The organism is Pseudomonas sp. yb_5, assembly GCF_043103865.1.
Taxonomy (GTDB): Bacteria; Pseudomonadota; Gammaproteobacteria; order Pseudomonadales; family Pseudomonadaceae; genus Aquipseudomonas; species Aquipseudomonas putida_Y.
In genome coordinates, this window is record NZ_JBICKE010000082.1 from 42279 (window position 1) to 63677 (window position 21399).

Sequence of the window (21399 nt, forward strand, 5' to 3'; positions counted from 1 at the left end):
GTGCTCCTCGGTAACACCTTTGCACCAGCGCAATACAAAAAGTGCAACCCATGGGTACAACCTCATGATCTCAAAAAGGCATTCGCGGGATAACCCGTTCCTACGGCCAAAAGGTCGGGTTTACCCCTCCAATGGGCCAAAACAGCTTCCATGAGCCGGCCAAAGCTGGCACCATCGCGCCTTTTTTCATCAAGGCTCTGGTGCTGGGCGACACCTTCGCGGACATCTGCGCGACGTTACGCTGTAGCGATGCGACAAACTGCCCCACCAGTGCCCCCAGTCCCCGGCGACCCTGTTGGCCGTCATAATGCCGCTATGCTAGCTTGGCGCACGCCAGGAAGGCCGCCAACAGCTGGGAACGCACCCGAACACATGAGGACCGCACATGGCTCAGGCCACGCCCGCGCTGGAAATCCGCAATTTGCACAAACGCTACGGCGAGCAGGAAATTCTCAAGGGCATTTCGCTGACCGCTCGCGACGGTGACGTGATCTCCATCCTGGGGTCGTCCGGCTCCGGCAAGTCCACCCTGCTGCGCTGCATCAACCTGCTCGAGAACCCGCACCAGGGCGAAATCCTGGTCGCCGGCGAAGCCCTCAAGCTCAAGGCCGCCAAGAATGGCGACCTGATTGCAGCCGACAACCGCCAGATCAATCGCCTGCGCAGCGAAATCGGCTTTGTCTTCCAGAATTTCAACCTGTGGCCACACATGTCGATCCTCGACAACATCATCGAGGCGCCACGCCGCGTGCTCGGCCAAAGCAAGGCCGAGGCCATCGAAGCCGCCGAAGCGCTGCTGAACAAGGTCGGCATCTACGACAAACGCCACAGCTACCCCGCCCAGCTTTCCGGTGGCCAGCAACAGCGCGCCGCCATTGCCCGTACCCTGGCCATGAAGCCCAAGGTCATCCTGTTCGACGAGCCTACATCGGCCCTCGATCCGGAAATGGTCCAGGAAGTGCTTAACGTTATCCGCGCATTGGCCGAAGAAGGCCGTACCATGCTGCTGGTGACGCACGAGATGAGCTTTGCCCGCCATGTGTCCAGTGAAGTCGTCTTCCTGCACCAGGGCCTGGTCGAAGAGCAGGGATCGCCGCAGCAGGTCTTCGAAAACCCGACCTCGGCGCGTTGCAAGCAATTCATGTCCAGCCACCGCTAACGGAGCAATACATGCACACCTACAAGAAGTTTCTCCTGGCAGCTGCTGCCACGCTGGTGATGTCGGCAAACGCCATGGCCGCAGAAAAACTGCGCATGGGCATCGAAGCCGCCTACCCACCGTTCAACAACAAGGATGCCAGCGGTAACGTGGTTGGCTTCGACAAAGACATTGGCGACGCCCTGTGCGCCAAGATGAAAGTCGAGTGCTCGGTCGTTACCTCCGACTGGGACGGCATCATCCCGGCCCTGAACGCCAAGAAGTTCGACTTCCTGGTGTCGTCGCTGTCGATCACCGACGAACGCAAGCAGGCTGTGGACTTCACCGATCCGTACTACTCCAACAAGCTGCAGTTCATCGCGCCGAAAAACGTCGACTTCAAGACCGACAAAGCGTCGCTTAAGGGCAAGGTCATCGGCACCCAGCGCGCCACCCTGGCCGGCACCTACCTTGAAGACAACTACCCGGATGTCGATGTCAAACTCTACGACACCCAGGAAAACGCCTACCTTGACCTGGTTTCCGGTCGTATCGACGGCATCCTCGCCGACAAGTACGTGCAGTACGAGTGGCTGAAAAGCAAAGACGGCTCGAACTTCGAGTTCAAGGGCGAGCCGGTGATGGACAGCGACAAGATCGGCATTGCCGTGCGCAAAGGTGACACCAAGCTGCGCGACGACCTGAACAAAGCCCTGGCAGAAATCAAAGCCGACGGTACGTACAAGAAAATCAACGACAAGTACTTCCCGTTCAGCATCGAATGATCCGCCCTGACCGGCGCGCCCTTGCGGCGCGCCAGTCCCTAAAATGACCTGCCCATGAATATCGACCTGCACGGATTCGGTCCGGCCATGATGGCCGGCACCCTGATGACCGTAAAACTGGCGCTTTGCGCCTTGCTGCTGGGGCTGGTCCTGGGCCTGCTCGGCGCCCTGGCCAAGACCTCTCCGCTCAAGCCGCTGCAATGGCTTGGCGGCTTCTACTCGACCCTGGTTCGCGGCGTGCCCGAACTGCTGTGGGTGCTGCTTATCTATTTCGGTACCGTCGGGCTCATGAGCAGCCTCGGCGAAGCCCTGAACATGCCCGGCCTTGAGCTCAGCGCCTTTGCCGCGGGCGTGATCGCCCTGGGCCTGTGCTTTGGTGCCTACGCCACCGAAGTGTTCCGTGGCGCCATCCTGGCGATCCCCAAAGGCCACCGTGAAGCTGGCCTGGCGCTAGGCCTGTCCAAGGCCCGAATCCTCTCGCGGATCATCCTGCCGCAGATGTGGCGCATCGCCCTGCCCGGCCTTGGCAACCTGTTCATGATCCTGATGAAGGACACCGCCCTGGTGTCGGTAATCGGCCTGGAAGAAATCATGCGCCACGCACAAATCGGCGTGACCGTGACCAAAGAGCCGTTCACCTTCTACATGGTTGCGGCCTGCATCTACCTGGGCCTGACCGTCATTGCCATGACCGGTATGCATTTCATGGAGAAACGTGCCGCTCGCGGCTTTGCGAGGGCTGAACAATGAATTGGGAAGTCATCTTCAAATGGCTGCCACGCCTGGCCGAGGGTGCAGTCCTGACCCTGGAACTGGTGGCCATTGCCGTGGTTGCCGGGTTGATCCTGGCCATCCCGTTGGGCATCGCCCGTTCCTCGCGCCATTGGTACGTGCGCGCCGTGCCGTTCAGCTACATCTTCTTCTTCCGCGGCACGCCGCTGCTGGTGCAGTTGTTCCTGGTCTACTACGGCCTGGCGCAGTTCGATGCGGTGCGCTCCAGCTCGCTGTGGCCCTACCTGCGCGACCCGTTCTGGTGCACGGTGCTGACCATGACCCTGCACACCGCCGCCTACATTGCCGAGATCCTGCGAGGCGCACTGCAGTCGATCCCCAAAGGTGAGATCGAGGCGGCGCGGGCGCTGGGCATGTCGCGGGGCAAGGCGCTGTTCTACATCATGCTGCCACGCGCCGCACGCATCGGCCTGCCGGCGTACAGCAACGAAGTGATCCTGATGCTCAAGGCCAGTGCCCTGGCCAGTACCGTGACCCTGCTGGAGCTGACCGGCATGGCCCGTACCATCATCGCCCGCACCTACCTGCCGGTGGAAATCTTCTTCGCTGCAGGCGTGTTCTACCTGGTGATCTCGTTCATGCTGGTGCAAGGCTTCAAGCTGCTGGAGCGCTGGTTGCGCGTGGATGCCTGCCAAGGCCGCTGACATCTCCTGGCCATCTTCGCGGGCACGCCCGCTCCTACAACAGGCCTATGCTGAACCTTCGTAGGAGCGGGTTTACCCGCGAACAGGCCCTCAACCCCAACACACATCCCCATGCCCAGCCCCCTCCACAGCCACCACCTAAGCACCCGCTTCCAGGCCCTCGACCAGTTCCTGATCGAGCACCAACAGCTGTGGAAACCCCGCCCCTTCACCACCCTGCAACTGCCTTGGGAAACCACCCACCCAGCGCTTGCCGCCCACCTGCGCCAATGTTCCCTTGCAGACGCCGAAGCCGACAGCGCCATTGACCGCTTGCCTGCCCCATTCCCGCAACTGGCCGAACAAGCCCGACAGCTCGCCACGCTCGGCAGCCTTGCGCAAACCAATCTACCGCCTGCCGCCCACCGCCTGGACGTCGCCGTCCCCGGCCGCAAATGGCAGCAGATCGAAGCCTTCGCCAGCCACCTGGCCTTCCGCGAGCAGCCCCGGCACTGGCTGGACTGGTGTTCTGGCAAAGGCCACCTCGGCCGTCGCCTGCTGCAACCTGGGCAACACCTGACCTGCCTGGAGTACGACGCCGAACTGGTCGCTGCCGGTCAGGCCCTGAGTGCACACCACCACTTGCAAGCACAGCACGTACATCAGGACGTGATGGCCAGCGACAGCGCTCGCCACCTGGCTGACGATAAAAGCGTGGTTGCCCTGCATGCCTGTGGCGATCTGCATGTACGCCTGATGCAACTGGCCAGCCAGCAAAGTTGCCGGCAACTGGCCATAGCCCCCTGCTGCTACAACCGCATCGCGGCGCAGCAGTACCAGGCGTTATCCACAGCCGCGCAGGCGTCGAGCCTGCAGCTATCGCTGGACGACCTGGGCCTGCCCTTGAGCGAAACCGTCACTGCCGGCGCCCGCGTGCGGCGCCAGCGCGACACCTCGATGGCCCGGCGTCTGGGCTTCGACCTGCTGCAACGCCAGCAGCGCCAGAGCGATGAATACCTGCCGACGCCTTCCCTGCCGGTGGCCTGGCTGGAGAAGCCCTTCGAGCAATACTGCCGTGACTTGGCTGAACTGAAGCAATTGCCAGTGAGTGGCAACCCGGACTGGGCAATGTTGGAAGCTGCGGGCTGGCAACGCCTGGCCGAGGTTCGGAACCTGGAGCGCGTACGCAACCTGTTCCGTCGGCCACTGGAGCTGTGGCTGGTACTCGATCGCGCCCTGTTCCTCGAAGAACAAGGCTATGACGTGCGCCTGGGCCTGTTCTGCGATTACCCACTGACCCCGCGCAACCTGCTCATTCTTGCGGAACGCGACGGTTAGCCGCAGCACAACCTGTGGATAAGTCTGTGAACAAGCTTGTGATTACCTGTTGGATCCAAGCGCTATTTCAAGCGCTTGGCTTATTCCTGCTTGCGGCTACAGCCCAGTAAAAACAGGCGTTTGCGCAAAGACCAGCGGCGTAGCGATCCGGCATGCCTTTCGCTCAGGTCGCCGATGCCACTTGTGCATAAACATTTCTTGTGGTTAGCGCAAGCGGCTTTTGTGGGAGAGGCCTTGCGTCGCGAAAGGGCCGCAAAGCGGCCCCCGTTTTCGGCGCAATCTCTGAAATCGCCGGGGCTGCTTTGCAGCCCTTTCGCGACGCAAGGCCGCTCCCACAAATGACCGCGTCAATGCCTAATGCGCCTTGCCCTTGGCAATTTCGATATCGTTCATCAGCGCCTTGGCCATGTCGCACAGGTAATCGGCTGCTCCCAGGAATTTATGGTCGTCCTCCATATCCCCCTCGCGCACCAGGTGCTTGATGTAGCCCATCAGGATCGAGACATGCTCGTAGGCAGCATCGACAGGGACGCCGGGCTCTACGCGTAGCAGATTGAGGGATGGGTTACCGGCTGCGAGGAAGGTTTCCACGCCTGCGGTTGTGATTGGCTCAGAAACATCTTTTTTCATGGCAAATCCTTATTCACGGAAGGAGACTGCCAAAAATCTTTCTCACGGATTTGGGGCGGCAGCCGTACGCAGGGTGAGAAACCGAGTGAATAAGGAAGCCCGGCCAGACCGAGGTCTGCCCACGTACGACCACCATGGCGGGTAGCGCTTATTCAAGTCGGGTTCTCACACCCAGTCGCCAGAGCGACCCGAGAACGGTATCCGTGAGCCACTTCCCCGACAACAGCGTTACTTCGGCGGCGCGCGTAGGATACTTCCGAAGCATCCAAACCCTGAAGCTTTTGACCCCATGGTTCAGAATTCCCTTACACAGATAACCCGGCTTACCCGCCCCCGTGTAGGAGCGGGTTCACCCGCGAAGAGGCCATACCAGACAACACAAGGCTAATGCTCCACCGCCGCAACGGTGTATCATCCGCCCCCCAAATCATTAACAAGTGACGTCGCGCGCTGCCCGCCAGCCCCGCGACCTTCTGGCGTTGCGCCAGAACCGACAATGGACCACCGGACCTGAGCATCGTGACCCGAGCCAACCCTCTCGCCCTGCTGACCTTCGCCCTGGCCCTGACCGGCTGCGCCGGCGGCACCTCGCCCCACCCCAACAGCAACCTGGGCTGGAACCACCCCGGCATGCAGCTGGGCGGCGACAAAGGCCTGCCCCTGCGCACAGAAGCCCCATGCCGCAAGCGCGGCTGCGACAACGACAAGCTGTTTTTCAACCCGGGTAAAAGCGAGCCTAGCGTCACCACCATGCACCGCGGCTGGTAGGAAAATTCTTCTTTTGGGCCGGTGACTTAGGTCTTTTGCGAACATTCGCAAGGAAGTGGTTTACAGGCGCCAAACGATCGCTATAATGACGCCCCATTGCCGGTATAGCTCAGATGGTAGAGCAACTGACTTGTAATCAGTAGGTCCCGGGTTCGATTCCTGGTGCCGGCACCATACGCAGTATCAAAAAAGGCTCACCGAAAGGTGGGCCTTTTTTGTTTTAACCCCCCCAGCCCCCAATCCCCTGCCTTACAGATGCCCTGAAGCCACCGCGATCGGTGTAGGAGCTGGCTTGCCTGCGATGGGCTGCGCAGCAGCCCCACCCCCCCAAGCAGATGCAATTCTCTGATCACAGCCCAGCTCAAAAACAGACACACCCTCCAACACAAACGCTTTGACTCGCCAACCAATCCCCACTACGATTTATCGTAAATTTTAGATATTTCTGCCGAGGCAAGCCGATGGCGCTTCAATTCCACGAAAGCCCTTTCCACGCCACCCACGACGCAGATACCGCCAGCAAAATGGCCTTGAAAATGGACTTGTCCATTTTCATCACTGACTGCATCAAAAAAATGGGCCTCAAACAGCATGATGCCGCAGCCAAGCTGAACGTAACCCAATCCCGCATATCCGAGCTTGCAAATGGCAAGATCGAGAAATTCACCTTGGACGCCATGATGGACATGCTGGACAAGCTCGGCTTTCGCACAACCCTGACCCTGCCCTCGAACGATGCCGGTTCACCGCCCCAGATCGTGATCACCCAAACGCCTGGCAACTAAACCCTGTATCCCATTTTTCTCAGTTCTTGCTTCAACTCCTTCATCCGCTGTTCGGCGACCTGCATCGCGTGCCGGTCGGACCTGTTGGTCGTTTTTACGAACGAATGCAACACCCGCCGCATGCAGTGGCCTTGCTTGGGCAGATCCACGCGATCACTAGCCAATTTGACTTGGTGTTCGCAGGGGTTGCCGCACTCAGGACGATGGGCTACGACACCAAGGTGGATATCTGCGGCCACGGGTTCCGAGCCATGGTGTGCAGTGCGCTGGTCGAGTCTGGGCTGTGGTCGGAGACAGCTATCGAGCCTGTCAAACCACCCCATGCATGAAGAACTCAACCGGTACGCTGAAAAACTCAGCAAAGCCCTTTATCTGGGCAACCGTCATCTTCCGCTTGTTGTTCAGAATCTCGGATACCGCGCTCTGGGTCGCTATCGCCGACAGGTCCTTCTGCTTCACGCCCCTGTCCGACAGCAGAAAGGCCAACGCTTCGGCCTGGCTCGCGAACGGCACCAATACAGACTCACTCTCATACTCGTAGACGCGGTCCGCTACCATCTCGGCAAAGCGTGCCGCAGCGTGGCCTTCGCTGTCCGCATGGGAGTAGAGCTCGTCGATCAAGGCCATGCGTGCCTCAAGCTCGGCATCATCCTTGATGGGGTCATGGCAGGCGGCCAGAAGCTGGGCCATGGTTGCCATCTGAGTGTTCAGGCCATCGAGCATGGGTGAAATATTAGCGATGAAGGCATCTCGTCCATTGGCTTCGATTTTATCCCGCTTCATGTTGTCACCTGTCGAATTGAAATATCGCGCTGCCCAGGTTGCTACCTGATATCGCTTCTGCACCACTTGTCGCACTCGGCTTGCGACAGAATGGCCTTGATGTAGAGAGTGCCCGTTCGCGCATTGAGCCACGCGATCAGGCGGCATTCGTTTTTCTTGATATCGAACACGTAGATATCAAGCGGCCCTTTGCGGCTGGCGGGCCTGAGTTTTGAGTGGGGGATGCGATCAACATTCCAGCCAGACACCGTGCCCCACGTCTGCCTCAACTGTTCAAAAGATTCAAACCGCAGCGTCGCCCTGTCGAAGGTCGTCAGCCACAGGCTTAGGGGCGCTTTCCACTGGTCGGGGGCTTCAATCGCCTTGGTAACCGCCGCTTTCGTTATGACCCGCATTGTGTTGTCCCGGCGCACCGACATAGGGTGGAAAATATCTCTGATCCAGATATCTATCAACCAGATATCTGGATGCGCGATGTACGGTGACCTGGCGATCGTCAATGGATTGATGCCCGTCAAACGACGCGCAGGGCGAGGGGTTTACGTTCAGATCAGGTAGCCCTGAGGGAGGTTGAGCATGGCCAAGAGATTCCCCACAAACCCTCGCCACCCCGAGCGTATCTGCTGGGGTTGCGACCTGTACTGCCCTGCCAAGGCGCTAGCCTGTGGCAATGGCGCAGACCGGACCATGCATCCGGTGGAGCTGTTTGGTGAGGATTGGAATAGCTTCGAGGGCCAGTTGGAGAAGCCGGTTGAGCCAGGGCAAGCGGCAGAGCCCAGGTGAGAAAGGGCCGCTTGGCGGCCCAGCGCAGGCCTTGAACCCAGCGCTGGTTCCGTGTGCGGGCGTGCCCGCGAAGCTGGCGATGCGGTTGCAGGCACCGGCTGCGCCGGTGTTCGCGGGTGAACCCGCTCCTACAGGTACAGCGCCAGACCCTTTGGAAGGGCTTGATCAGAACGCGGTGCTTACCGTCAACGACAGGTTACGCGGGTCACCATAAATCGCCCCGGCATAGAACCCGTACTGGCTGTAGTAGTGCTTGTCGAACAGGTTGTTGGCGTTGAGGCTGACACTGGTGTTGTCGGTGAGCTGGTACTTGGCCATGGCATTCCAGATGGCATAACCGGACCAGTTCACGTCAGTGGCACCATTGCTCACGCCGTTGGTGGGCTGGCCAGCCGGGCTGGAGATGGCGCGGATGTTGCTCTGCGCAGTCACGCCGGCGCCCAGGGTCAGGCGGTCGAGCGGGCCGCTCAGGCGGTAGGTGGTGGAGGCCTTGAACAGGTGCGACGGGTCGCTGCGGCCGTCGCTGTCGACGCGGCGGAAGTGCAGGTAGGTGTAACCGGCGTAGACGTTCCAGTTGGGGGTCAGGGCGCCTGCGACTTCCAGGTCGATACCGTCGGTTTCCTGCCCGGAGCCGGCCTTGTAGGCGCTGCCGCCGGTCGGGGTGGTCAGGTCGCCGTCCAGCACGGCCTTGTTTTCCTGCTTGGTGCGGAAGTAGGCCGCCGAGGCGTTCAGGCGGCCATCGAACCACTCACCCTTGATACCTGTTTCGTAGCTTTGCCCACGAATCGGCTCGACCTTGCTGCCGCTGCTGGTTTCAGAGGTTTGCGGCGTGAAGATATCGGTGTAGCTGGCGTATACCGAGTAGTTGTCGTTGAGGTCATACACCGCGCCCAGGTAGGGGGTGACGATGCCGTTTTCTTCCTGGCTGCTGCGCTCGCCGGCCACGCTGCGGGTGACCGAAGAATAGTTGCTGGTGCGCACGCCAACGATCACCGACAACGGGTCGGTAATGCTCAGGCGGGTGGCGGCGTACATGCCCTGCAGGCGGGTGGTGGTCTTGCTGTGAAGGCCGGTGCGCGAGGCGATGAGGTCGTAGTCGTCATCCACGCCATTATGCCAGTCGGTCACCGGGAAGCCGTTGTTGGCGCGGAACTGGCAGCCCAGTGCAGGCGCGCTGGCCATGCCGTCGCCGACCATGGTGCAGGTGTACTGGGGTGACCAGCCGACGGTGCGGCTGTCGTTGTAGCCGACCATGGCCTGGTGGGTGCGGCCGAACAGCTGGAATGGGCCAGACAGGTCGATCTGCGCCGACTGCTGGGTGGTGTCGCTGGAGCTGTGCAAACCGTTCAGTACGGCGCCGCTGCCGTCCTGGTCCCAATAGCCACCGTAGCTGCCGCGCCCTGCCGAGTTCACCTTGGCAAGGCCCCGGTGGTTCAGGGCTTCGGTGGTGGCCTGGGCGGCTTTCAGGCCCAGGGTCCAGTCGTTGTCGAAGCGGTGCTCTAGCGAACCGAACGCAGTGCGGGTGGTGTATTCGCCAAAGCTCCAGCTGGGCACCACGTTGGTGCTGCGCGGCAAGTCGGTCTTGCTGCCATCGCGGTACCAGATCGGAATGTTCGCCCCCCAGCCGCCGCCCACAACCTTGTTGTACTCATACTGGTAACCGGCGCCCAGGGTGGTGGTGTCGTCCAGGTCGAATTCGAAGTTGGCCAACGCGGCGCGGGAGCGCTCGGACTGGTTGTCACGGAAGGAGTTGGCATCCTGTTGGGTCATCACGAAGCGCGAACGCAGGCGGCCATCTTCGGACAGAGGCAGGTTCAAGTCAGCCCCCAGACGACGCTTGTCCCAGCTGCCGTAAGTGGCATAGGCACTGCCGCCGAAGGTTTTGGTGGGTGCCTTGCGGATCAGGTTGACGGTTGCCGAGGGGTCGCCGGTGCCGCCCAGCAGGCCGTTGGCGCCGCGCACGATGTCGATGCGTTCGTACAGGTCCATGTTCAGCGCATTGCCGCTGCCACTGAAATCGGAACCGCCCTGGGTCTGCAGGCCATCGACCTTCCAGTTGCTGATCGAGTAACCACGCGCGCGGTAGTCGGTACGCCCACCCACCTCGGACTTGTTGGCTGTTACGCCTGGGGTGGTTCCCAGTGCCTGCTCGATGGTGTGGATGTCGCGGTCATCCATCTGCTGGCGGGTGATGGTGGTAACCGATTGCGGCGTCTGCCGTGGTGTCAGTGCCAGGCCTGTGGAGCTACGGGTGCTCTCGACCGTGTAGCCCAACTGGCCAGCGTCGTCGGCAGGCAGTAATGCGCTGTCTTCGATCTGCGTGGCGTCCAGTACAAGGGGTTTGCCGTCGGCAGCCATTGCCCCACCGCTGATGGCGACGGCAATGCAGAAGGCCAGCGGCTTGAGGCGACTGCCACTTTGACTGAAGGGAGTGAACGCTATCGGGATGCTCTTGGGATTCATTTGGGAAGGCTTCGTATTTGCAGATGATTTTTTGTTAGGATTCTAGGGATCAGCCCTCCGGGCTCCAGACCCGACATGTACGGGGATGTAATTGAACGTAACGAGCGCCACCGGCCCTCACCTAACAGGTGTTTTTCTGCATGAGCACGACCCTGCTGGTTGTCGATGATGACGACGAGATCCGCGAACTCCTTTGTGATTACCTGACCGATGCCGGCTACAACGTGCTGGCCGCAGCCGGCGGTGAACAGATGCGCGACCAGCTGGCCCGGCACAAAGTGGAACTGGTGGTGCTCGACCTGATGCTGCCGGGTGAGGACGGTCTTAGCCTGTGCAGGCAGCTGCAGGCCACCCCCGGGTTGGCGGTGATCATGCTGTCAGCCAAGGGCAGCACGCTGGACCGCATCATCGGCCTGGAGGTGGGCGCCGACGACTATCTGGCCAAGCCCTTCGAACCACGCGAACTGATTGCCCGGATCAAAGCCGTACTACGTCGTCCGCAACGCCTGGGCACCTGTGCCGAAGAGCCCGTGGTGGACGCCCAGCTGTTCGCTGGCTTTCGCCTGGAACACGTCAAGCGTCTGCTCACCCGCCCGGATGGCGAGACCCTGACCCTGCCGCGCTCCGACTACCGCGTGCTGCGCGAACTGCTGGAAGCCAACAACCGTGTGGTCTCGCGTGATCAACTGACCCGCAGCGCGTTCGGCCGCGACCACCTGCCCGACGACCGCTCGGTGGACATGTGCGTCAGCCGCCTGCGCCAGCAACTGCGCCGGGCGCCGGCGGGGGCCGCGCAAATCCTGACCATCCGCAACGAGGGCTACCTGCTGAGTATCGCCACCCTCGCGGCCGGGGCCTGACATGCGCTGGTTTCACCGGCTGTGGCCACGCACCTTGTTTGGTCAACTGCTGCTGATCATGGTCAGTGGCACGCTGGTGATCCAGTTGATGTCGAGCAGCATCTGGTTCGATGTGCGTTTCGCCCAGGCGCTAGAGGTGCCCGTGCGACTGGTTGCTGCACGCAGCGCCCCCCTGATTGCCCAGATCGACTGCCACGGCGGTACATTGCAGGCGCCAGCCCACTACCAGCTTCGCTGCGTCGAAAGCCTGCCTGCGCAAGAGCATGACGAGCGCCCTGGGCGCAGGCGGGTCGAGCTGTTGCTGCAGCAGGCCCTGAAGTACGAACTGGGGCATGCCCAGGACGTGCGCCTGATGAACGTGCAACTCACCGACGAACTGGGCCAACCGATCGTCTGGCGCAGCCTGTTCGGCCTGCGCACGGCCCAGGCGCATATCCAGTTCGCGGTGCCGTTGGCCAATGGCTACTGGCTGACCATTGCGGGCCAGGAACTGCAGGGCTGGAGCGGCGAGTCGGCGTGGGTGCTGATCAGCGATTACCTGCTGCGGGTGTATGCGCTGCGTATTGTCGCCGTGTTGCTGGTGTGCCTGATTGCCGTGCGCCTGTGCCTGCGCCCGCTGCGGCGCCTGGCCGATGCCGCACGCGGCCTGGGCAGTAACCTCGAACAGCCTCCCCTGGCACTGGATGGCCCGGAGGAGGTGCGCCAGGCGGCGCAGGCGTTCAATGCGATGCAGCAGCGGCTGATTGCCATGGTCAACGACAAGGCCTACTTCCTGGCCGCCGTGTCTCACGACCTGCGCACCCCACTGACTCGCATGCGCCTGCGCCTGGAGCGCTTACCCGATGACGAACACCGCCAGCGCCTGCGGCAGAACATCACGCAGATGGACGATATGATCGGTCAGGTTCTGGATTACCTGCGTGCCGGAGAGCAGCAGAATTTGCAGCAGGTGGACCTGGACCGGCTGGTGACGCGCCAGTGTGCGGACCTGGCGACTGACCAGGAACCACTGCCCGTGCACGGCCGGGTGAACAGCCTGCGGGGGGATGCCCTGCTGCTGCAGCGCTGCCTGCAGAACTTGCTGGTCAATGCGTTGCGTTATGCCAAGGATGTTTCTGTCACGCTGGAGCGAACCACCACAGGGGTGTTCATCCACATCGACGACCGCGGGCCAGGGATTTCGCCTGCGCTGCTGCCGACCATCACCGACCCGTTCGTGCGCGGTGAGGGGTCGCGTAACCAGGCATCCGGGGGATATGGGCTGGGGCTGAGCATTGCCCAGCGGATCGCCACCAGCCATGGGGGTGAGCTGATGCTGTCGAACCGTGAGAGCGGTGGATTGCGGGTCAGCATACTGCTGCCTGGCTAACGCGATCTTCTGTGGGAGCAGCCCATCGCGACACAAGGCCGCCCACAACATAGGGCTGCGCAGGCCTGGGAATTCGCAATCAGGTAACAGTCTTTTACCGGTTACCCAGGTTTTCCGTCCCCTGCGTTTGCCTATCCTATGCCCGGTCATCCTGCCTGCGATGGACCCATGAAACACTCTCTTCCCAGCCGCTACGCCTGCCTCGTACTCTGCCTTGTCTTCACTTTCGCCAGCCTGCCCCTGCTGGCCCAACATGCCTGGCTGTGGCCGGTAACGCTGATCACCGCGCTGCTCAGCCTGGTCGGTCTGAATGACCTGCGCCAAAGCCACCATGCGGTGCGACGCAATTACCCGATCCTGGGCAATATCCGTTACCTGATCGAAACCATCCGCCCGGAAATCCGCCAGTACCTGATCGAAGGTGACGACGACAAGCTGCCGTTCTCCCGCTCGCAACGCTCGCTGGTCTACGCCCGCGCCAAGAACGAAAGCGCCGAGAAAGCATTCGGCACGCTCAACGACGCCTACCAACCTGGTTTCGAGTTCATCAGCCATTCCATGCTGCCGGTGGCCACGCCAGACCCTGCCTCGTTCCGCATTGCCATCGGCGGGCCGCAATGCCGAATGCCCTACTCGGCCTCGATCTTCAACATCTCGGCGATGAGTTTCGGCGCCCTCAGCGCCAACGCCATCGCCGCGCTCAACCGCGGCGCGCGCATGGGCCGGTTTGCCCATGACACTGGCGAAGGCAGCATCAGCCCGTACCACCGTGAGCACGGCGGCGACCTGATCTGGGAAATCGGCAGCGGCTATTTCGGCTGCCGCACCGAGGACGGTCGTTTCGATCCACAGCGCTTCGCCGAACAGGCCCGCTCGGCACAGGTGAAGATGATCGAGATCAAGCTCAGCCAGGGCGCCAAGCCTGGCCACGGCGGCATTTTACCGGGGCACAAGGTCAGCCCCGAAATTGCCGAGACCCGTGGCGTACGTGCAGGCGAGGATTGCATCTCGCCGGCGGCGCACAGCGCCTTCCGCACACCAGTGGAGTTGCTGCAGTTCGTAGCCAGCCTGCGCGAGCTTTCGGGCGGCAAGCCCGTGGGCTTCAAGTTCTGCCTGGGCCACCCATGGGAGTTCATGGGCATTGCCAAGGCCATGCTCGCCACCGGCATCACCCCTGACTTCATCGTTGTCGACGGCAAAGAAGGCGGCACCGGCGCGGCACCTCGCGAGTTCAGCGACAACATGGGCGTGCCGATGCGCGAAGGCCTGATGTTCGTGCACAACACGTTGGTCGGCCTGAACCTGCGCTCCAGCATCCGCATTGGTGCGGCGGGCAAGATCGTCAGCGCCTTCGACATTGCCAGCGTATTGGCCATCGGCGCTGACTGGGTCAACTCGGCACGCGGTTTCATGTTTGCCATTGGCTGCATTCAGTCGCAGAGCTGCCACACCAACAAGTGCCCGACTGGCGTGGCCACCCAAGACCCTCTGCGCCAGCGCGCCCTGGTGGTACCAGACAAGGCCGAACGGGTGGCCAGCTTCCACCGCAACACACTGCACGCACTGGCCGAGATGCTGGCTGCCGCAGGCCTGGAGCACCCTTCGGAGCTCAAGCCCAAGCACCTGGCGCGGCGCATCAGCCCCAGCGAAATCGGGTTGTTTTCGGACTTGCACACATTCCTCAAGCCGGGCGAGCTACTCAGTGGCTCGATCGAAAGCGAGTTTTATGCGCGGATGTGGCGGATGGCGCGTAGCGACAGTTTTGCGCCGGAGACGGGAGACACTGCAACACGAACTGTGGCATCAAGACTGCGCCACGAAGAGACTGAACCTGCATGACAAACATGCCTGGGGCTGCCCTGCAGCCCTTCGCGGGCGTGCCCGCTCCCACAATTTGCAGCGCCATCGAAGGCGGCGCTTTACCTGTGGGAGCGGGCAAGCCCGCGAAGGGCCGCAGCGCGGCCCCAGCTTTCATGCAAAGAACTGCGGATCAGAAGATGCTGATCGGGTACTCGACGAATACGCGGACTTCGTTGCCGTCGTCGTTGTAACCGTTCTGCTGCACGGCGTTGTTGGTACGCAAGAACGAGCTACGCAGTTTGATCGACAGGTCCTTGGCCGGGCCGTCCTGCACCACGTAACGGATCTGGTTGAAGATCTCGCGCTCTTTACCTTCGCCAAAGCCTTGCGGGTTGGCGACGTTGCGGGTGTTGATGTTGTCACCCACCACGTAGGCCAGCTTGTAGGTCAGGCCCGGAATGCCGTAGGCACCGAAGTCCAGGCCGTAGCCCAGCTGCCAGGAGCGCTCGTCTTCGGCGTTGAAGTCGGACCAGTACGAGTTGGCCAGGTAGATGGTGGAACCACCGTCACCCACGCCACCGGCGTTCTGGTAGAAGCCGTAGTTGTAGCCAGTGCTGCCGGTGCTGCGCTGGTGAGCGAGGGTGAACGAGTGCGCACCGTACGCATAGGTGGCTGCAAGGCTCCAGATGGTGTTGGAGTCGCCGTTCAAGCCTGCGGCTTTTACGTACTTGTTGTTGATATCCGACTTGTAGCCGTTGAAGTCCAGGGTCAGGGACTGGTCGCTGGCGATCGGGAAGACGTAGTTCAAGCCCAGGTAGTGCTTCTTCATCACGTCTTCGTTGTCGGCGGTGTACAGCGAAGCGGTGAAGTTGTCGGTGAACTTGTAGCTGCCACCGAAGACGTTGATCGACTTCAGGCCGCCACCATCACGGCGCTCGGCGCTCTTGCGCGCTTCCTGGGTGAAGCGGCCAGCGTTCAGTTCCAGGCCCTGGATCTCTTTGGAGGTGATCAGGGTGCCGGTGAAGCTTTCTGGCAACAGACGTGCATCGTCGTACTGCAGCACTGGCAGTGCTGGCATCTGGTCACCGTACTTCAGCACGGTGTTGGAAATGCGGAATTTCACTGCAGCACCACCACGGGCCAGGTTGTGCGGCGAGCTGGCGTTGCCTTCGGCATTGGTGGTTTCGTGCGGTTTGAAGAAGTCGACGCCGCCACCACCGTTGTGGCCTTTGCCGCCATCCAGGCGCACGGCGTACAGGCCGAATGCGTCGACACCGACGCCAACGGTGCCCTGGGTGAAGCCGGAGGAGAAGTTGGCGATGAACGCCTGGCCCCATTCGATCTGGTCGTCGGTGCCATGCTTCTTGTCACGGTTGATGTAGGCGTTGCGCAGAAGGACGTTGGCGTGGCTGTCCTCGATGAAACCCTTGCTGTCAGCCTGGTCATTGGCCTGAGCCTGGGTCGCGGCGATCATCGCCAGGGCGACCAGGCTGGTCCTGGTTTTCAACATGTTGTTTTCCTTATTTCTTAATCAAAAACGCGCTGCAATATGACGCCGGGAACCAACGCCCCTTCGTAGGTTCGACGCTATGCGGATCCAGCCGGGCGGGCCAACCGGTAAGTTCACGGCGGCCCTTGGCAGCAGCCTGGCCAATACCATGGCCAGCAGGCGTTGGCCGAATCCTAGCCGCGCGAGATTACAAATGTCAAAAAGTCGTGAAATGCAGGTTGATATAACCAAGAAATTCGGCGTATCCGGTGCATTTTCATGCAGGTTTGCGCTATCAGCGGGCAATTTATCTTGTGTAGGAAATTGCCTTTTGATCAAACGGACAATTTCCTGTGCGCAGGCAAAGCGTGGCCGCAGAGACTGTTACAAACAGATACATATGTAAAGACAACCCTTTACAAATACCCAAGCAAGAGCAAATAGCAAGCATTACCATTCGCACCTTATTTTCAACTGCCCGGTCTGAATGTGCCCATGCTTGTACCCTGCCGCCTTTCACCCCTGACGCTCGGCCTGTCGCTGCTTTTCAGCGCCAGCCTGGCCAGTGCCGCCACCACCACGCTGCCGGAGTCGTCGGTTACCGCCGACAGCGAGCGCGAGAAGGACAACCCGCGGGTCAAGGAGGTGAGCACCGCAACCCGCACTTCGACGCCTGTGCGTTATGTGCCGCAGGCCATCGATACGGTGAAAACCGCCAATGTGCTGGACTACGGCAGCAACACACTGGGCAAGGCACTGGAGGGCATCCCAAACGTCAGCAGCAGCGCCGACACCCGTTTTGACAGCGTACGCATCCGCGGCTTCGAGGCCAGCAACGACTTCTACCTGGACGGTATCCGCGACGACAGCCAGTACATCCGCGACTTGCACAACATCGAGCGGGTCGAGGTGTTGAAGGGGCCGGCAGCGGTGCTGTATGGCCGTGGTAGCCAGGGCGGCATCGTCAACAGGGTCAGCAAGGCAGCGGAGCCGGGTCGCCGCTCGACCATCGAAGCACAGGCCGGCAGCGAAGACCTGCGCAGCCTGTATGCCGACCTCAGCGCCGACCCCAGCGACACGGTCAGCCTGCGCCTGAACATGGGCAACCAGGACAACAACAGCTTCCGCGATGGTATCGACGGCAGCCGCCAACTGTTCGCCCCGTCGATCAGCTGGCAGATCACCCCCGACCTGAACTGGCTGGTGCAGTATGAATACAGCCGCTACAACCGCACGCCCGACCGTGGCATTCCTGGGGTCAATGGTCGCCCCGCCGACGTCAGCCGCGGCACCACCTACGGCGACCAGCGCGACTACATCGATGATCGCGCCCAGTCGCTGCGTTCGCGGCTGAACTACCAGCTGAACGAAACCTGGCAACTGCGCCACACCCTGGGCCTGTTCAAACTCGACAGCGAGTTCGACAACACCTATGTCACGGGCTACGACGCCGGCACCAATACCTTGACCCGCCAACGCTGGCAGCAGGACCTGAACACCCGCAACCTGTTCAACAACCTGGAGGCCGAGGGCGACTTCGACACCTTGGGCCTTGAACACAAGCTGCTGCTGGGCCTGGAGTTCGGCAACCAGCGGCGCGACCCGTTGCTGTACAGCGCTGGCAGACAGGACCTGCCAGGCCTGGGCAAACCCAGCCAGCCGCACAATGGTGCGTTGGCGGTATCGAGCAACAACCACACCGTGGTCGACAGCCGCGGGGTTTATCTGCAGGACCAGATTCGCCTGAACGATCAGTGGCAGGTTCTCGCCGGCGTGCGCTTTGACCAGTTCGAAGTGGAAACCACCAACAAGGATGGCTTGCGCGAACCGCAGGACAGCAACAGCACCAGCCCACGCCTGGGCGTGGTCTACACGCCATGGCGCGACCATTCGTTCTACGCCTCGTGGAGCAAAACTTTCTCACCGGTGGGTGGCGGCTTGATCGGCATCACCCCAGGGGCACAGGGCAACACCAATAAAACCGACCCGGAAGAGACCCGGCAGAAAGAAATAGGCGTAAAGAGCGACTGGTTGGACCAGCGCCTGACCACCACCCTGGCTATCTACGAGCTGGAACTTTACAACCGCCGCACCCGCGACCCGAACGACCCGAACATCATCTTGCTCAGCGGCATGCAGCGTTCACGCGGCATCGAGCTGACTGCCACCGGCAACATCGTCGGCAACTGGTATGTACGCGGCGGCATTGGCCTGCAGGATGCGACCATCGTCAAGGACAAGAACGGCCAGGAAGGCAACCGCATCAATGACGTGGCCAAGCGCAATGGCAGCCTGTTCGTGACCTGGAAGCCAGAACTGGGCTGGTACGCCGAAACCGGGCTGACACTGGTGGGCGAGCGTTATGCGGACAACCAGAACACCACGTTGTTGCCGGGGTACGGCCGCTGGGATGCGCTGGCGGGCTACCGTACGCATGACTGGGATGTGCGGGCGGCGTTGAGCAACATTGCCGACAAGACCTATTACAGCTCGGCGACCAGTGCGGCGCAGATCCAGGTGGGCGATCCGCGTAGCCTTGTAGTGACGGGTAGCTACAGCTTCTGATCTTTGTTGACTGTACCTGCCTCTTAGCGGGCAAGCCCGCGGAGAGGCAGGTACAGGTGCAATCGATCAGTGCCACACCGCCATCAGCGCCTGCATCTCTGCTTCACTGATCAACCCTTGGGGGTATCGCCCGGCAAGCAGACGTCGTGGGTCGGTCGTCCTGACCCTGATGCTTCCATGGTGTTTCAACCACTTCGCCACAAGCCTGAGCGATTGGCGATCAACTGCCGATGGGCGCAAAGCCGACTCACTTGCTGCGTTCATGTCCACACGTACTCCCTGGCCCGTGAGCGGCTAATTTACGTTGGTATTGTTACAGATCAGAGGCGCGGCCTGGCCATGCCATCTCGCTATCTGTTTGAAAAACAATACAAAACGTATGCCAGCTCGGCCTCCGGGCGTCGCTCGCGCAAAAAAGAGGCCCGTCATGTGACGGGCCTCTTTATCCATTATGCGCTCAGCGCTTGACCGGCGCTGGCTGCTGTTGGGTCAGGCAGTGAATGTTGCCGCCACCCAAGAGCAGCTCGCGGCCCGGGATCATCACCACCTCATGGTCGGGGAAGATCCTTGCCAGGATCGCTCTGGCTTCAGCATCTGCCGGGTCGTCGAAGCTTGGGGCAATGATGCCACCGTTGACGATCAGGAAGTTCACATACGAACCCGCCAGGCGCACCGACGGGTCACGCTCCTGGCTGCCGGCGACCTGGTCGACACCGGCGCACTCTTCGGCAGTGGCGAACAGCGGGCCCGGGATCGGCATCTTGTGCACGATGAACTCGCGGCCCTTGGCGTCGCGGGTGTTCTTCAACACGTCCATGGCTGCGTGGCAGCGCGCGTAATTGGGGTCGTTGGAATCATCGGTCCAGGCCAGTAACACTTCGCCCGGGCGCACGTAACAGCAGAAGTTGTCGACGTGGCCGTCGGTTTCGTCGTTGTACAAGCCGTCGGGCAGCCACACCACGGTGTCGACTGCCAAGTGGTCGCGCAGCACCGCTTCGATCTGCTCGCGGCTCAGGTGAGGGTTGCGGTTGCGGTTGAGCAGGCATTCCTCAGTGGTGATCACGGTGCCTTCGCCGTCTACGTGGATCGAACCACCTTCCAGCACAAAACCTTCGGTCTGGTAGCGCTGGCAGCGCTCCATTTCCAGCACCTTGGCGGCCAGTTCCTCGTCGCGGTTCCAGGGTGCGTACAGGCCGCCATCGAAGCCGCCCCAGGCGTTGAAGCCCCAATCTACACCGCGCACTTCGCCATGGTCGTTGATGACGAAGGTAGGGCCGGTGTCACGCACCCAGGCATCGTCATTGCTGATTTCAACCACGCGAATGTTCGGCTGGTCGAGTTGGCGCCGAGCGTTCTCGTACTGGCCAGCGGAGGCCGCGACGGTCACAGGTTCGAAACGGGCAATGGCCTTGGCCAGGGTTACGTGGGCAGCCTGCGCCGGCTTGCCGCCCAGGCGCCAGTTGTCCGGGCGCTCCGGCCAGACCATCCATACCTGAGTTTGTGGAGCCCACTCGGCGGGCATGTGGAAACCATCGGCACGGGGCGTGGAGTTGAGGGTTTTCATGGGTGACCTCTGTGATGGCCCTGAGCCGGGTGAGCTGGGGCGTTTTTCAATTTATAACCGATATATATCGATATTTGAAGCCTGAAAATCGAAGAATTCCGCGCAATTCAGCGAATTTAAATCGATAACAATCGGCACACGTCAGCGCTGGTCTGGTGAAAGGAGCGGCCTGCTGTCTACCATAGCCACACCTTATGCATCCTGTTACAGCTACGCGCGGAAATTCCCGGCAAGGCCGACTAGGGTCAATACTTGAGCGACGGGCCAGCGAGCCGCTATGAACATCACCCCTACAGCAATCCCTGAAGTACTGATCATCGAGCCAAAGGTGTTCGCTGACAGCCGTGGTTTTTTCTTCGAGGCATTCAACGCCCGTGAGTTCTCACAGCAAACCGGCGTGAACGTGGAGTTCGTCCAGGACAACCACTCGCGTTCCATCAAGGGCGTGCTCCGCGGGCTGCACTACCAGGTGGCAAACACCCAGGGCAAACTGGTGCGCGTGGTACACGGGGAAATCCGCGATATCGCCGTGGACGTGCGCAAAAGCTCGCCAACATTCGGCAAATGGGTCGCGGTGCACCTGTCGGCCGACAACCATCGCCAGCTTTGGATTCCACCTGGCTTCGCCCACGGTTTTGCAGTGATGAGTGAATCGGCCGAGTTCCTCTACAAGACCACCGACTACTACAACCCTGACGCCGACCGCTGCATCCGCTGGGACGACCCGCAACTGGACATCGACTGGGGGCTGCAGCAGCCACCGCTGTTATCGGACAAGGACAAGGTAGGCCTGCCATTGGCAGAGGCGGAACTGCTGCCTTAACTAGCGCATAATTGCGTCAGACTTTTCTGGCGCATTTACGT

The 21399-nt window shown here is 61.2% G+C and carries 20 protein-coding genes, 1 tRNA gene and 1 pseudogene; 15 read left to right on the top strand and 7 right to left on the bottom strand.

Annotation, left to right across the window (positions count from 1 at the left end):
* The first annotated feature begins 385 nt into the window (after positions 1-385).
* The 5 genes from ACF8GF_RS13310 to ACF8GF_RS13330 all read left to right on the top strand — a co-directional run bounded on the left by ACF8GF_RS13310 (position 386) and on the right by ACF8GF_RS13330 (position 4676).
* Positions 386-1159 (top strand): ABC transporter ATP-binding protein, encoded by a 774-nt coding sequence (locus tag ACF8GF_RS13310; RefSeq protein ID WP_003255746.1) that lies wholly within the window; start codon positions 386-388, stop codon positions 1157-1159.
* An 11-nt stretch (positions 1160-1170) separates the two neighbouring features.
* The gene (locus ACF8GF_RS13315) at positions 1171-1923 is read left to right on the top strand and encodes an ABC transporter substrate-binding protein (RefSeq protein WP_176683587.1); all 753 of its coding nucleotides are present in this window, start codon (positions 1171-1173) and stop codon (positions 1921-1923) included.
* Between the two features lie 54 nt (positions 1924-1977).
* The gene (locus ACF8GF_RS13320) at positions 1978-2673 is read left to right on the top strand and encodes an ABC transporter permease (protein ID WP_103443351.1); all 696 of its coding nucleotides are present in this window, start codon (positions 1978-1980) and stop codon (positions 2671-2673) included.
* Positions 2670-3359, top strand: a complete 690-nt coding sequence (locus ACF8GF_RS13325; RefSeq protein ID WP_014589362.1) for an ABC transporter permease — start codon at positions 2670-2672, stop codon at positions 3357-3359. Before ACF8GF_RS13320 ends, ACF8GF_RS13325 begins: the two co-directional genes overlap by 4 nt.
* Positions 3360-3470: 111 nt before the next feature.
* Positions 3471-4676 (top strand): methyltransferase, encoded by a 1206-nt coding sequence (locus ACF8GF_RS13330; RefSeq protein WP_392487982.1) that lies wholly within the window; start codon positions 3471-3473, stop codon positions 4674-4676.
* Positions 4677-5030: 354 nt separating this feature from the next.
* On the opposite strand, the gene ACF8GF_RS13335 is transcribed toward ACF8GF_RS13330, so the two are convergent.
* Entirely contained in the window at positions 5031-5306 is a 276-nt protein-coding gene (locus tag ACF8GF_RS13335; RefSeq protein ID WP_019439071.1) for a DUF3077 domain-containing protein, read from the bottom strand.
* A gap of 519 nt (positions 5307-5825) precedes the next feature.
* Here ACF8GF_RS13335 and ACF8GF_RS13340 point away from each other — a divergent pair.
* From ACF8GF_RS13340 to ACF8GF_RS13355, 4 genes and pseudogenes are all read left to right on the top strand, one after another.
* Positions 5826-6074 (top strand): hypothetical protein, encoded by a 249-nt coding sequence (locus ACF8GF_RS13340; RefSeq protein WP_010951646.1) that lies wholly within the window; start codon positions 5826-5828, stop codon positions 6072-6074.
* A 98-nt stretch (positions 6075-6172) separates the two neighbouring features.
* A tRNA-Thr gene (locus ACF8GF_RS13345) sits at positions 6173-6248 on the top strand.
* A 287-nt stretch (positions 6249-6535) separates the two neighbouring features.
* Positions 6536-6859, top strand: coding sequence for a helix-turn-helix domain-containing protein (locus ACF8GF_RS13350; protein ID WP_176683628.1), 324 nt, complete (start codon positions 6536-6538; stop codon positions 6857-6859).
* 53 nt (positions 6860-6912) lie between these two features.
* Positions 6913-7164 (top strand): annotated as a pseudogene (locus ACF8GF_RS13355) (hypothetical protein); the annotation flags it as partial.
* Between the two features lie 4 nt (positions 7165-7168).
* On the opposite strand, the gene ACF8GF_RS13360 reads toward ACF8GF_RS13355, so the two are convergent.
* Positions 7169-7642 carry a type II toxin-antitoxin system HigA family antitoxin gene (locus ACF8GF_RS13360; RefSeq protein ID WP_176683629.1) on the bottom strand — a complete coding sequence of 158 codons (474 nt, stop codon included), beginning with the start codon at positions 7640-7642 and terminating at the stop codon, positions 7169-7171.
* A gap of 41 nt (positions 7643-7683) precedes the next feature.
* Positions 7684-8160: a type II toxin-antitoxin system HigB family toxin gene (locus tag ACF8GF_RS13365; RefSeq protein WP_392487983.1), complete on the bottom strand. Its 477-nt coding sequence runs from the start codon at positions 8158-8160 to the stop codon at positions 7684-7686.
* A 58-nt stretch (positions 8161-8218) separates the two neighbouring features.
* Between ACF8GF_RS13365 and ACF8GF_RS13370 the strand changes: the two genes are divergently transcribed.
* Positions 8219-8425: a DUF3079 domain-containing protein gene (locus ACF8GF_RS13370; RefSeq protein ID WP_252461650.1), complete on the top strand. Its 207-nt coding sequence runs from the start codon at positions 8219-8221 to the stop codon at positions 8423-8425.
* Positions 8426-8590: 165 nt separating this feature from the next.
* Here ACF8GF_RS13370 and ACF8GF_RS13375 read toward each other — a convergent pair whose 3' ends face one another.
* Positions 8591-10888: a TonB-dependent siderophore receptor gene (locus ACF8GF_RS13375; RefSeq protein ID WP_392460606.1), complete on the bottom strand. Its 2298-nt coding sequence runs from the start codon at positions 10886-10888 to the stop codon at positions 8591-8593.
* A 140-nt stretch (positions 10889-11028) separates the two neighbouring features.
* On the opposite strand from ACF8GF_RS13375, the gene ACF8GF_RS13380 reads away from it, so the two are divergent.
* The 3 genes from ACF8GF_RS13380 to ACF8GF_RS13390 all read left to right on the top strand — a co-directional run bounded on the left by ACF8GF_RS13380 (position 11029) and on the right by ACF8GF_RS13390 (position 14956).
* On the top strand, positions 11029-11748 hold the full coding sequence (locus ACF8GF_RS13380; protein WP_392487984.1) for a response regulator: 720 nt from the start codon (positions 11029-11031) through the stop codon (positions 11746-11748).
* A gap of 1 nt (position 11749) precedes the next feature.
* Positions 11750-13117, top strand: coding sequence for an ATP-binding protein (locus ACF8GF_RS13385; RefSeq protein ID WP_392487985.1), 1368 nt, complete (start codon positions 11750-11752; stop codon positions 13115-13117).
* 168 nt (positions 13118-13285) lie between these two features.
* Positions 13286-14956, top strand: coding sequence for an FMN-binding glutamate synthase family protein (locus ACF8GF_RS13390; protein ID WP_392460608.1), 1671 nt, complete (start codon positions 13286-13288; stop codon positions 14954-14956).
* Between the two features lie 151 nt (positions 14957-15107).
* Here the strand turns inward: ACF8GF_RS13390 and ACF8GF_RS13395 are convergent, their stop codons facing one another.
* Positions 15108-16427, bottom strand: coding sequence for an OprD family porin (locus tag ACF8GF_RS13395; protein WP_392487986.1), 1320 nt, complete (start codon positions 16425-16427; stop codon positions 15108-15110).
* Positions 16428-16901: 474 nt separating this feature from the next.
* Here ACF8GF_RS13395 and ACF8GF_RS13400 point away from each other — a divergent pair, with 474 nt between their 5' ends.
* Entirely contained in the window at positions 16902-18971 is a 2070-nt protein-coding gene (locus tag ACF8GF_RS13400) for a TonB-dependent siderophore receptor (protein ID WP_176683636.1), read from the top strand.
* A gap of 66 nt (positions 18972-19037) precedes the next feature.
* On the opposite strand, the gene ACF8GF_RS13405 is transcribed toward ACF8GF_RS13400, so the two are convergent.
* Together ACF8GF_RS13405 and aguA are read right to left on the bottom strand one after the other, a co-directional pair.
* Positions 19038-19235, bottom strand: a complete 198-nt coding sequence (locus tag ACF8GF_RS13405; RefSeq protein ID WP_080671093.1) for a hypothetical protein — start codon at positions 19233-19235, stop codon at positions 19038-19040.
* Positions 19236-19428: 193 nt separating this feature from the next.
* On the bottom strand, positions 19429-20535 hold the full coding sequence (aguA, locus tag ACF8GF_RS13410) for an agmatine deiminase (protein WP_019438876.1): 1107 nt from the start codon (positions 20533-20535) through the stop codon (positions 19429-19431).
* A gap of 277 nt (positions 20536-20812) precedes the next feature.
* On the opposite strand from aguA, the gene rfbC reads away from it, so the two are divergent.
* Positions 20813-21358 carry a dTDP-4-dehydrorhamnose 3,5-epimerase gene (rfbC, locus tag ACF8GF_RS13415; protein WP_176683637.1) on the top strand — a complete coding sequence of 182 codons (546 nt, stop codon included), beginning with the start codon at positions 20813-20815 and terminating at the stop codon, positions 21356-21358.
* The last annotated feature ends 41 nt before the right edge of the window (positions 21359-21399 follow it).